Raw genomic sequence first — 12,045 nt, forward strand, 5'->3', positions numbered from 1 at the left:
GCCCCGACGGCAGTTAGGTTAACCTAACCAAAGCTAATATTCAGCGGCCGGTTCGGAACAACCCGTCGGCCCCCACTGGAGCCCACCCGTGTCACTCACCAAGTCGCCTCGTGTGCAACGGGGTTGGACTGCCGACGTGCCCCAGCTCGGGGAGCCGTCGTCCTCCAGGCGCAACCGGCAGCGAGCGCTCGGCCTGCTGGCCGCCGTTGTCGCCCTGGCCTTCGTGGTGGTGCTCAGCTTCGCGCTGGGCGCCCGCACGATGTCGCTGGGCGACGCATGGCTGGGACTCACCGACAGCTCCGCCGCCACCTACACCGTCGTGCACGACATGCGGCTGCCGCGGACCCTGCTCGGCCTGCTCGTCGGCGTCGCCCTCGGCCTCGCCGGCTGCGTGATGCAGGCGCTCACCCGCAACCCGCTGGCCGACCCCGGCCTGCTGGGCATCAACGCCGGCGCCGCGGCCGCCGTGGTCACCGCGATCTCCTTCCTGGGCATCTCCACCTTCAGCGGCTACGTCTGGTTCGCGTTCGCCGGCGCCGCCGCGGTCTCCGTCCTCGTCTACGCCGTCGGCGGCGGGCGCGGCGCCACACCCGCCCGGCTGGCCCTGGCCGGCACCGCGCTGAACGCCGCGCTGCTGTCCTACGTCAACGCCGTGCAGCTGCTCGACAAGGCGTCCCTGGACCGGATGCGGTTCTGGACCGTCGGCTCGCTCGCCTCCGCCGAGTTCTCCACCGTCGTGAAACTCGCCCCCTTCATCGCCGGCGGCGTCATCGTCACGCTGGCCCTCGCCCGGCCGCTGAACGCGCTCGCGCTCGGCGACGACTCGGCCCGCTCGCTGGGAGCCGACCCCGCCAAGGCCCGCACGGGCGCCATCGTGGCCGTCACCCTGCTGTGCGGCGCGGCGACCGCCGCGTGCGGCCCCATCGTCTTCATCGGGCTGATGGTGCCTCACCTCGTGCGTTCGCTGACCGGCCCCGACCTGCGGTGGATGCTGCCGTACTGCGCGGTGCTCGCCCCGGTGCTGCTGCTGGGCGCCGACGTCCTGGGACGGGTGCTGGGCAGGCCCGGCGAACTCCAGGTCGGCATCGTCACCGCGGTCCTGGGCGGACCGGTGTTCCTCTACTTCGTCAGGCGACGCAGGATGGCAGTGGTATGAACGCACTCCGACTCGGTTCCTGGTCCGTGCGGTACCGCCCCAGGGCCCTGCTCTCCGGCCTGCTGCTCCTCGTGCTCGCCCTCGGCATGGCGGTGCTCGCCATCGGCACCGGCGACTACCCGCTCTCCCCGGCGGAGGTCCTGCGGACCCTGGCCGGCGGCGGGGCGCCCGCCGACGCCTTCATCGTCAACGAACTGCGACTGCCCCGCGTGATCACCGGCCTGCTCGTCGGTGCCGCGCTCGGCCTGTCCGGCGCGGTGTTCCAGTCCCTGGTGCGCAACCCGCTGGCCAGCCCCGACATCCTCGGCTTCACCCACGGCGCGGCCACCGGCGCGCTGCTCGCCATCTTCGTCATCGGCGGCAGCAGCCTCGCGCTGGCCGGCGGCGCGCTGCTCGGCGGCCTCGCCACCGGCCTCGCCGTCTACCTGCTGGCCTGGCGCGGCGGCCTGCACGGCTACCGGCTGATCCTCATCGGCATCGGCATCGCCGCCATCCTCACCGGCGTCAACGGCTATCTCCTCACCCGCGGCCAGGTCTTCGAGGTCAGCCGGGCCGTGCTGTGGATGACCGGCAGTCTCGACGGACGCGGCTGGGAGAACGCCGTGCCGCTGCTCGTCGTCCTGGCGGTGCTGCTCCCGGTGGTGCTGCTGGGCTGCTCACGCGGCCTGCGCATGCTGGAGATGGGCGAGGACGCCGCCTACGCGCTGGGTGTGCGGGTCGAACGGGTGCGCGTGACGCTGCTGGCCTCCGCGGTGCTGCTCGCGTCCTTCGCCGCCGCCGCGGCCGGCCCGGTCGCCTTCGTCGCGCTCACCGCGCCCCAGCTCGCCCGCCGCGTCACCCGCGCCCCCGGTCCCAACCTGGTGCCCGCGGTGCTCATGGGCGCGGCGCTGCTGGTGAGCGCCGACTGGCTGGCCCAGCGCGCCCTCGTCGGTCAGCAGCTGCCGGTCGGCGTCGTGACCGGTGTGCTGGGCGGCTGCTACCTGGTGTGGCTGCTGGCCACCGAACGCCGAGCGGGACGGATCTGACCATGGCGAACCCCATCAAGAACGGAACCCCCGACATGCGCCACGCCGAGGACGGATCCCGGCTCCGCGGTGAGCGGCTGACCCTCTCCTACGACCAGCGCACCATCGCCGAGGACCTCACCGTCGCCATCCCCGACGACTCCTTCACCGTCGTGGTCGGCCCCAACGCCTGCGGGAAGTCCACCCTGCTGCGGGCCCTGGCAAGAATGCTCAAGCCGAAGACCGGCACCGTGCTGCTGGAGGGCGGCGACATCCACGCCCTGCCCGCCAAGCAGGTCGCCCGCACCCTCGGCCTGCTGCCGCAGTCCTCCATCGCGCCCGACGGCATCACCGTCGCCGACCTGGTCTCACGGGGCCGCTACCCCCACCAGGGCCTGCTGCGGCAGTGGTCGAAGGAGGACGAGCGCATCGTCCAGGAGTCGATGGCGGCCACCGGCGTCGCCGAACTCGCCGAGCGCTTCGTCGACGAGCTTTCCGGCGGCCAGCGCCAGCGGGTGTGGATCGCGATGGCGCTCGCCCAGCAGACCCCGCTGCTGCTGCTCGACGAGCCCACCACCTTCCTCGACATCCAGCACCAGATCGACGTGCTCGACCTGTGCGCCCGCCTGCACGAGGAGCAGGGCCGCACTCTCGTCGCGGTACTGCACGACCTCAACCACGCCGCCCGCTACGCCACCCACCTGATCGCGATGCGCGGCGGCCGGGTCGTCGCGGAGGGCAGGCCCGGCGACATCGTGACCGCCGCACTCGTCGAGGAGGTCTTCGGGCTGCGCTGCCAGGTCATCGACGACCCGGAGAGCGGAACACCGCTGGTCGTCCCGGCCGCCCGGAAGCGGGCCGCCGTGTAGCGTCGAGGGCATGGACCAGCCCATGCCCGGCGGCCAGCCGGGCCACGCCACGACCGCGGCGGACGGGGAACCGGCCGCCCGTCCCCGGCCGCCGCGACCGGGGACGGTGCCGACCGGCAACGCCGAGGTCGACGCCCAGCTCCGCAGGCTCGACGACGCGGACCACCTCGCCGTCTCCGGCCACCTGGACGTGTACGAGGATGTGCACCGTGGACTGCGTTCCACGCTGACCGCCCTCGACCAGCACGACCCCGGGAGTTGAACCGCAGGTGGCCGTATCCCGCCCACGCCGCAGCCGACTCGACGCCGAACTGGTGCGCCGCAAGCTGGCCCGCTCCCGCGAGCACGCCGCGCAGCTCATCGCCGCCGGGCGGGTCACCGTCGGCGGCACCACCGCGGCCAAGTCGGCCACCCAGGTGGAGACCAGCGCGGCGGTCGTCGTCCGCGAGGACGCGGACGACCCCGACTACGTCTCGCGCGGCGGCCACAAGCTCGCCGGCGCGCTCGCCGCGTTCGCGCCGCTGGGCCTGACCGTCGCCGGGCGCCGCGCGCTCGACGCCGGGGCGTCCACCGGAGGCTTCACCGACGTGCTGCTTCGGGCCGGCGCCGCGCACGTGGTCGCCGTCGACGTCGGTTACGGACAGCTCGCCTGGCCGCTTCGCAACGATGAACGTGTCACTGTCCGCGACCGTACCAACGTCCGGGAGCTGACAGTCGATACGCTCGGAGGACAACCGGTGGAACTAGTCGTGGGCGACCTGTCGTTCATCCCGTTGGGGCTGGTGCTGCCGGCCCTGGTGGGATGCTGCACACCGGACGCGGATCTCGCGCTGATGGTGAAGCCGCAGTTCGAGGTCGGCAGAGAACGGCTGGGCAGCGGCGGCGTCGTGCGCAGCCCGCAGCTGCGGGCGGAAGCGGTGCGCGCGGTCGCCGAGCGTGCCTCCGCTCTCGGGCTCGGGGTGCGGGGAGTCACCGCGAGCCCGCTGCCGGGACCGTCCGGCAACGTGGAGTACTTCCTGTGGCTGCGGGCCGGGGCACCCGAACTCGACCCGGCCGACGTCGACCGTGCCGTTGCGGAGGGCCCCCAGTGACCACACCCGGCAGTGACCGCACCGTCTTCCTGCTCGCCCACACCGGCCGCCCGGCGGCCATCCGCAGCGCCGAACTCGTAGTCCAGGGCCTGCTGCGCAACGGGGTCGGCGTGCGGGTGCTCGACGAGGAGGCCCGCGACCTGCCGCTGCCGCCGGAGGTGGCCGGCGTGCCCGTCGGCACCGACATCCTGCGCGGCTGCGAACTGCTGATCGTGCTCGGCGGCGACGGCACCCTGCTGCGCGGCGCGGAGTTCGCCCGTGCCTCCGGCGTGCCGATGCTGGGCGTCAACCTGGGACGGGTCGGCTTCCTCGCCGAGGCCGAGCGGGACGACCTGGACAAGGTGGTGGCCCGGGTCGTCGCCCGGGACTACGAGGTCGAGGAACGCATGACACTCGACGTCCTGATCCGCAACGGCGGCGTCGACGGCCACCCGGTGCACACCGACTGGGCGCTGAACGAGGCGTCGGTGGAGAAGGCCGCCCGCGAGCGCATGATCGAGGTGGTCACCGAGGTCGACGGCCGCCCGGTGTCCGCGTTCGGCGGCGACGGTGTGGTCTGCGCCACGCCGACCGGCTCCACCGCCTACGCCTTCTCGGCCGGCGGCCCCGTGGTGTGGCCGGAGGTCGAGGCGCTGCTGATGGTCCCGATCAGCGCACACGCCCTGTTCGCCAAACCACTGGTCGCCTCGCCGTCGTCGGTGCTCGCGGTGGAGGTCCAGCCGCAGACCCCGCACGGCGTGCTGTGGTGCGACGGCCGGCGCTCGGTCGAGCTGCCGCCCGGCGCCCGGGTCGAGGTCCGCCGGGGCGCCGTCCCGGTACGCCTGGCCCGGCTGCACCACGCCTCGTTCACCGACCGCCTGGTGGCGAAGTTCGCCCTCCCGGTCACCGGCTGGCGCGGCGCCCCGCACTGACCGCCGGCGGGCGGGACCGGTCCGGGGCGGAGTCGGCCCCGGACCGGCCCGGTCACGGGCGGGGCGCGGCCTGGCTGCGCCGGGCAGCGGCACGGCGGGCGCCTTCGCGCGCATGTGCGAGGAGTGTGTCGCCGCCCGTGGCGCAGCGGCCCCTCCCGCCGTCGTGGACCCGCCCCCGCCGGGCGGCGAGCACCTGCCGTACGCGGTGTCCTGCGCTCGTACGGAGGTGCCGCGGCTCGCCGGGGGCGCACCGCGGGTGGGGAGCCGGGCCGGGAACCTCGTATGGTCGTATCCGTGTTGGAGGAGATGCGGATCCAGGCCCTCGGCGTGATCGACGACGCCGCCTTCGAGCTGTCACCCGGCTTCACCGCCGTGACGGGAGAGACGGGCGCGGGCAAAACCATGGTCGTCACCAGCCTCGGGCTGCTGCTCGGCGGGCGCGCCGACGCCGCACTCGTGCGGATCGGCGCCAAGGCCGCCGTCGTCGAGGGGCGTGTCACGGTGCCCGCCGACTCCCCGGCGGCCCGGCGCGCCGAGGAGGCGGGCGCGGAGCTCGACGACGGCGCCCTGCTGCTCAGCCGCACCGTCTCCGCCGAAGGCCGCTCCCGGGCCCATGTCGGCGGCCGGTCGGTGCCGGTGGGGCTGCTCACCGAACTCAGCGACGAACTGGTGGCCGTGCACGGCCAGACCGATCAGCAGGGCCTGCTGCGCCCCGCCCGGCAGCGGCAGGCGCTCGACCGGTACGCGGGCGCGGCCGTGTCCGGCCCGCTGGCCGACTACACCCGCGCCTACCGGCGGCTGCGCGCGCTCACCGCCGAACTCGACGAGCTGACCACCCTGGCCCGCGAACGGGCCCAGGAAGCGGACCGGCTGCGGTTCGGCCTGGAGGAGATCGCCGCCGCCGAGCCGCAGCCCGGCGAGGACACCGAACTGTCCGCCGAGGCGGAGCGCCTGGGGCACAGCGAGGCGCTCGCCTCCGCCGCCACCACCGCGCACACCGCGCTCGCCGGGGACCCGGCGGACCTGGAGACCGTGGACGCCGGCACCCTCGTCGCGGGCGCGCACCGCGCCCTGGAGGCCGTACGCGCGCACGACCCCGCTCTCGCCCAGCTCGCCGACCGGCTCGGCGAGGTGCACATCCTGCTGTCCGACGTCGCCGGGGAACTCGCCGGCTACGCCGACGACCTCGACGCCGACCCGCTGCGGCTGGCCGCGGTCGAGGAGCGCCGGGCCCAGCTCACCCACCTCACCCGCAAGTACGGCGAGGACGCCACCGCCGTGCTGCGCTGGGCCGAGGAGGGCTCGCAGCGCCTGGCCGAGCTGGAGGGCGACGACGAGCGCATCAGCGAGCTGACCGCCGAACGTGACGCGCTGCGGGTGGAACTCGGTCTGCTCGCCGCCGCCCTGACGGCGGCCCGGTCGGAGGCGTCCCGCCGCTTCGCGGACGCCGTCACCGCAGAGCTGGCCGAACTGGCGATGCCGCACGCCCGGCTCACCGTGGCGGTGCGGCAGTCCGAGACGGCCGACCCGGACGCCGGCATCGAGTCCGACGGCAGGCTCGTCGCGTTCGGCCCGCACGGCGTGGACGAGGTCGAACTGCAGCTCGCACCGCATCCCGGCGCGCCCGCCCGGCCCGTCGCCAAGGGTGCCTCCGGCGGTGAGCTGTCCCGGGTCATGCTGGCGGTGGAGGTCGTCTTCGCCGGCGCCGACCCGGTGCCCACCTACCTGTTCGACGAGGTGGACGCGGGCGTCGGCGGCAAGGCCGCGGTGGAGGTCGGCCGGCGGCTGGCCAGACTGGCGAGGTCCGCGCAGGTGGTCGTGGTGACCCATCTGCCGCAGGTCGCCGCGTTCGCCGACCGCCATCTGCTGATCGAGAAGACCGACGACGGTTCGGTCACCCGCAGCGGGGTGCAGGCGCTCAGCGGCGAGGAGCGGGTGCGAGAGCTGTCCCGCATGCTGGCCGGACAGGAGGACTCCGAACTCGCGCGGGCGCACGCCGAGGAGCTGCTGGAGGCGGCCCGCGCCGACGGCTGAGGACCGGCCCGGCAACCGCCGTGCTTGGCCCGCCGGGTGACGCAGTGCCCGAAGCGGTGACGTGCCGCACCCGTCCGCCGCGCGGGGGCGGTGCGGTGATTCCGTGCCCGGCCGGGGTGCCCGGTCGGGAGGCCGACTGCTGCGGCTGTCCCCGGCCGGCTCCGGCGGCTGGCATCCTGGGAACCGCGCCCCCGCCGCCCCCCGCGTTCGCATCGCTGTCCTACCCCAGGAGCCCGAACCGCTGTGAGCAGCCCCTCCACACCGTCCCCGCACGGCCGGACACCCCTGCACACCGTTCAGATCCTCGGCGGTGGCAGCGCAGGCACCGGGGCGCACGTGCGCTCCCTGTCCGCCGGGCTGGTGGCCAGAGGCGTGCGCGTGACGGTCTGCGCCCCCGACGAGGCGGAGTCGAGCCACCGGTTCACCGGAGTGGGCGCACGCTTCGCGCCCACTCCGGCGCGCACCGAGGCCGGTGCGCTCGCGGCGGTTCGCGCGGTGTGCGCCGACGCCGACCTGGTGCACGCCCACGGGCTGCGGGCGGGGCTGCTGGCCGCTCTGGCGCTCGGTGGACGCCGCCGGCGTGTGCCGCTGGTCGTCACCTGGCACACCCGCACGCACCGCGAGGGTGTTCGGGCCCGCATGACGTACCTGCTGGAGCGCCGGGTCGCCCGGGCCGCCCGGGTGGTGCTCGCGGTCAGCTCGGACCTGGTGGAACGCGCCCGGCGCCGCGGCGCGCGCGACGCGCGCCTTGCACCCGTCGCGCTCCCGGGCCCGTGCGCCGGCGAACCGCCGCTGGAGGGGAGCGCCGCGCCTGCCGCCGAGGAGGACACGCTGCGGCACAAGGAACGCGCCGAGCTGGGCGCCGTGGACCGGCCGCTGATCCTCACCGTGGGCCGCCTGGAGCCCCACCAGGGGCACGACGTGCTGCTCACCGCCGCCCGCGCCTGGCGCCACCGGGACCCCGAGCCGCTGGTGGCCGTCGCCGGGGAGGGCTCCCGGCGGGCCGCCCTCCAGCGCCGCATCGACGCCGAGCAGCTGCCGGTGCGGCTGCTCGGCTGCCGTGAGGACGCGCTGCGGCTGCTGGCGGCGGCCGACCTGGCGGTGCTCCCGGCCCGCTGGGAGGGGCGCTCACCGCTGGCGCAGGAGGCGCTGCGGGCCGGCGTGCCGCTGGTGGCCACCGCGGTGGGCGCGGTGCCCGAACTGGTCGGCGACGCCGCGCTGCTGGTCCCCTACGGCGACCCCGACGCGCTGGCCGACGCCGTCTCAGGCCTGCTGGCCGATCCCGGGCGGCGGGCCGCCATGGCCGCCGCGGGCCGTGCGCAGGCCGCGACCTGGCCCACCGAGGACACCACCGTCGCGCAGGTGCTCAGCGTCTACGACGAGCTGTCCGCGGCGGCCGTCTGACCCACCGCGCCGCCGGTGGCGCGCTCAGGTGGAGTCCCTGACGACGAGCCGGGCCGGTGTGATCACCGGGGCGGGCGGGGTGCCGTCCTCGTCCAGGCCCAGCCGCCGCAGCAGCAGTCCGGCCATCAGCGCGCCCATGCCCTGCACGTCCTGCCGGACGGTGGTGAGCGCGGGTTCCACCCAGGCGGCCGGTTCGAGGTCGTCGTAGCCCACCACCGCCACGTCCTGGGGCACCCGCTTGCCGCGGGCCCGCAGTGTGCGCATGGCGCCGGACGCCATCAGGTCGTTGCCGGCGAAGACCGCGTCCAGGTCGGGGGAGCGGTCCAGCAGTTCGGCCATCGCGCGCTCGCCGCCCTCGGCGGTGAAGTCGCCCTGCGCGGTGAGTTCCGGGACCTCGCCGGCGGTACCCAGGACGTCGCGGTAGCCCGCCAGCCGGTCCATCGCCGAGGTCTGGTCCAGCGGGCCGGTGATCACGGCGATCCGGCGCCGCCCCCGGGACACCAGGTGCTCGACTGCCTGCCGGGCTCCGCCGCGGTTGTCGGTGTCCACGTAGAGCAGCTTGGGGTCCGCGTCGGCGCCGGGCCAGTCGGGCCGGCCGCCGAAGACCGTCGGCAGTGCGGAGGCGGCGGCCATCGTCGGCAGGGGGTCGTCGCGGTGCAGGGAGAACATCAGGGCGCCGTCCACGTGTCCGCCGGACAGGTAGCGGCCGATGCGGTCGTAGTCCTTGCGCTGCTCCAGCAGGAGCAGCAGGAGCTGGAGGTCGTGCCGGGCCAGTTCGCGGCTGATGCCGCGCAACTGCTGGGCGAAGAACGGGTCGGTGAAGATCCGGGTGTCGGGTTCGGCGATCACGACGGCGACGGCGCCGGTGCGCCGGGTGACGAGCGAGCGGGCCGCGCGGTTGGGCTCGTACCCGAGTTCCGCCACCGACTCGCGTACCCGGTCCTGCACCTCCTGGCGCACTCCCGCTCCGCCGTTGACCACCCGGGACACCGTGGCGCGGGACACCCCGGCATGGGCTGCCACCGCTTCGAGGGTGGGGCGGGAACCGTGCACGTCTAACTCCTCATCCGTCGTCGACCCTTGAGACCGTCGTCAGGGGGTTGACGCTACCGCCCCGACTGGGCAGTGTGCAGGTGCGATACCTGAGAGCGCTCTCATCCCCACTCGGAGGAGCGTACGCATGAGCACGCACACACGACGCTGGCTGACCGCGGCCGCCGGCGGCCTGCCGGCCGCCGGCGCCGCGGAGTCCTCGTCCGCGCCCGCCGGTTCCGTACCGGCCGCGTCGGAGGCCGGGCCCACCGCGCCGACCGAGGTGTGGCGGGCGGACTGGACCGCACCGGCGACACCGAGGAGCTGCGCTGGTACCTCGACGGCACGCAGTACCACTCGGTCAGCTCGGCCGACATGGACGCGCAGACCTGGGCCGACGCCACCCACCACGGTCACTTAGTGCTGCTGAACCTCGCGATGGGCGGCGCGTTCCCGGACGGCGTGGCGGGCTTCGAGACGCCCACGGCCGCCACCGAGCCGGGCGCGTCGACGCTGGTCGACCACGTCTCCGTCCAGGTCAGCCAGGGCTGACGGGCCTCACGGGGTGGACAGCGACACCCATGGCGGCGGCCCCGTGACAGCGGCCCCCGCGCCCAGGCGTCGAGCCGGGGCGCGGGGGCCGTGGCGGCGCGCCGTAGGCGCCCGGTGGCCGTTGTGTCGTCAGCCCCCGTAGGCCCCGGAGGTGGTGAGCCGCAGCGCGGTGTCGATCAGTGGCACGTGGCTGAACGCCTGCGGGAAGTTCCCCACCTGGCGCTGCAGTCCGGAGTCCCACTCCTCGGCGAGCAGCCCCAGGTCGTTGCGGAGCGACAGCAGCTTCTCGAACAGTCTGCGGGCCTCGTCCACCCGGCCGATCATCGCCAGGTCGTCGGCCAGCCAGAACGAGCAGGCCAGGAACGCGCCCTCGTCGCCCTCCAGGCCGTCCACGCCCGCGTCGTCCCCCGCGGTGGGGTAGCGCAGCACGAAGCCGTCCGGGGTGGACAGCTCGCGCTGGATCGCCTCGATGGTGCCGATGACCCGCTTGTCGTCCGGCGGGAGGAAGCCCATCTGCGGGATGAGCAGCAGCGAGGCGTCCAGCTCCTTCGACCCGTACGACTGGGTGAAGGTGTTCCGCTCCTTGTCGTAGCCCTTCTCGCACACGTCCCGGTGGATCTCGTCGCGCAGGTCCCGCCAGCGCTCCAGCGGGCCGTCCACGTCGCCGGACTCGATCAGCTTCACCGTGCGGTCCACCGCGACCCAGGCCATCACCTTGGAGTGCACGAAGTGGCGGCGCGGACCGCGCACCTCCCAGATGCCCTCGTCCGGCTCGTCCCAGTGGTCCTCCAGGTAGTGGATCAGCTTGAGCTGGAGCAGGCTCGCGTAGTCGTTGCGGGCCAGGCCCGTCATGTGGGCCAGGTGCAGGGCCTCGGTGACCTCGCCGTAGACGTCGAGCTGCAACTGCCCGGCGGCGCCGTTGCCGATCCGCACCGGCTGCGACTGCTCGTAGCCCGGCAGCCAGGTCAGCTCGGTCTCGCCCAGTTCCCGCTCGCCCGCGATGCCGTACATGATCTGGAGGTTCTCCGGGTCTCCGGCGACGGCCCGCAGCAGCCACTCCCGCCAGGCGCGGGCCTCCTCGTGGTAGCCGGTGCGCAGCAGCGACGACAGGGTGATCGCCGCGTCCCGCAGCCAGGTGAAGCGGTAGTCCCAGTTGCGGACGCCGCCGATCGCCTCGGGCAGCGACGTGGTCGGCGCGGCCACGATGCCGCCGGTCGGCGCGTAGGTGAGGGCCTTGAGGGTGATCAGCGACCGCACCACCGCCTCCCGGTAGGGGCCGTGGTACGTGCAGTGCTCGACCCAGTCGCGCCAGAAGACGTCGGTGGCCTCCAGGGCCGCCTCGGGCTCCGGCAGCGGCGGCGGGCCGTTGTGCGAGGGCTGCCAGCTGATGGTGAACGCCACCCGCTCGCCGGGGCTGATGGTGAAGTCCGAGTAGGTGGTGAGGTTCTCGCCGTGGGTCTCGGCGTCGGTGTCCAGCCAGACCGAGTCGGGGCCGGCGACCGCGACCGTGCGGTTGTCGACCTTGTGCACCCACGGCACCACCCAGCCGTAGGAGAACCGCATGCGCAGCGAGGAGCGCATCGGCACCCGGCCGCTGATCCCCTCCACGATCCGCACCAGCTGCGGCGCGCCGTCACGGGGCGGCATGAAATCCGTCACCCGGACCGTGCCGCGCGGCGTGTCCCACTCCGATTCCAGGATCAGCGACTCGCCGCGGTAGCGCCGGCGGGTCGCGTAGGGCGGCTCGCCGCCGTTGGTGGGGGCGGGGCCAAGGCGCCAGAAACCGTGCTCCTCCGTTCCCAGCAGGCCCGCGAATACGGCATGCGAGTCGAATCGGGGCAGGCAGAGCCAGTCGGCGCTGCCGTCCCTGCAGATCAGGGCTGCGGTCTGCATGTCCCCGATGAGTGCGTAATCCTCGATGCGCCCGGCCACGTGCATCTCCAGTCGAACAGCGGTGACGCCCCGTGGGACGTGCTTTCACGATAGCGAGTC

The 12,045-nt window shown here is 74.4% G+C and carries 11 protein-coding genes; 9 read left to right on the forward strand and 2 right to left on the reverse strand.

The features are described from left to right. The first annotated feature begins 136 nt into the window (after positions 1-136). The 8 genes from QNO07_RS19790 (at position 137) to QNO07_RS19825 (ending at position 8,469) form a co-directional block, all read left to right on the forward strand. The gene (locus QNO07_RS19790; RefSeq protein WP_283993523.1) at positions 137-1,156 is read left to right on the forward strand and encodes a FecCD family ABC transporter permease; all 1,020 of its coding nucleotides are present in this window, start codon (positions 137-139) and stop codon (positions 1,154-1,156) included. Then, on the forward strand, positions 1,153-2,181 hold the full coding sequence (locus QNO07_RS19795; protein ID WP_283993524.1) for a FecCD family ABC transporter permease: 1,029 nt from the start codon (positions 1,153-1,155) through the stop codon (positions 2,179-2,181). Before QNO07_RS19790 ends, QNO07_RS19795 begins: the two co-directional genes overlap by 4 nt. Positions 2,182-2,216: 35 nt before the next feature. After that, entirely contained in the window at positions 2,217-3,029 is an 813-nt protein-coding gene (locus tag QNO07_RS19800; protein WP_283993605.1) for an ABC transporter ATP-binding protein, read from the forward strand. A gap of 10 nt (positions 3,030-3,039) precedes the next feature. Then, positions 3,040-3,291 (forward strand): hypothetical protein, encoded by a 252-nt coding sequence (locus tag QNO07_RS19805; protein ID WP_283993525.1) that lies wholly within the window; start codon positions 3,040-3,042, stop codon positions 3,289-3,291. 7 nt (positions 3,292-3,298) lie between these two features. Next, on the forward strand, positions 3,299-4,120 hold the full coding sequence (locus QNO07_RS19810) for a TlyA family RNA methyltransferase (protein ID WP_283993526.1): 822 nt from the start codon (positions 3,299-3,301) through the stop codon (positions 4,118-4,120). Continuing rightward, on the forward strand, positions 4,117-5,031 hold the full coding sequence (locus tag QNO07_RS19815; protein WP_283993527.1) for an NAD kinase: 915 nt from the start codon (positions 4,117-4,119) through the stop codon (positions 5,029-5,031). The genes QNO07_RS19810 and QNO07_RS19815 overlap by 4 nt, the downstream gene beginning before the upstream one ends. A 282-nt stretch (positions 5,032-5,313) precedes the next feature. Beyond that, positions 5,314-7,065, forward strand: a complete 1,752-nt coding sequence (gene recN / locus QNO07_RS19820; RefSeq protein ID WP_283993528.1) for a DNA repair protein RecN — start codon at positions 5,314-5,316, stop codon at positions 7,063-7,065. A gap of 243 nt (positions 7,066-7,308) precedes the next feature. Next, positions 7,309-8,469, forward strand: a complete 1,161-nt coding sequence (locus tag QNO07_RS19825) for a glycosyltransferase family 4 protein (protein ID WP_283993529.1) — start codon at positions 7,309-7,311, stop codon at positions 8,467-8,469. Positions 8,470-8,493: 24 nt separating this feature from the next. On the opposite strand, the gene QNO07_RS19830 is transcribed toward QNO07_RS19825, so the two are convergent. Then, positions 8,494-9,522 (reverse strand): LacI family DNA-binding transcriptional regulator, encoded by a 1,029-nt coding sequence (locus QNO07_RS19830; protein WP_283993530.1) that lies wholly within the window; start codon positions 9,520-9,522, stop codon positions 8,494-8,496. 264 nt (positions 9,523-9,786) lie between these two features. On the opposite strand from QNO07_RS19830, the gene QNO07_RS19835 reads away from it, so the two are divergent. Further along, complete coding sequence (locus tag QNO07_RS19835) at positions 9,787-10,053, forward strand: LamG domain-containing protein (protein WP_283993531.1); 267 nt, start codon at positions 9,787-9,789, stop codon at positions 10,051-10,053. Between the two features lie 129 nt (positions 10,054-10,182). On the opposite strand, the gene QNO07_RS19840 is transcribed toward QNO07_RS19835, so the two are convergent. Further along, on the reverse strand, positions 10,183-11,991 hold the full coding sequence (locus tag QNO07_RS19840; protein WP_283993532.1) for a glycoside hydrolase family 15 protein: 1,809 nt from the start codon (positions 11,989-11,991) through the stop codon (positions 10,183-10,185). Between the last annotated feature and the right edge of the window lie 54 nt (positions 11,992-12,045).

Source organism: Streptomyces sp. 549, from assembly GCF_030124175.1.
Classification (GTDB): Bacteria; Actinomycetota; Actinomycetes; order Streptomycetales; family Streptomycetaceae; genus Streptomyces.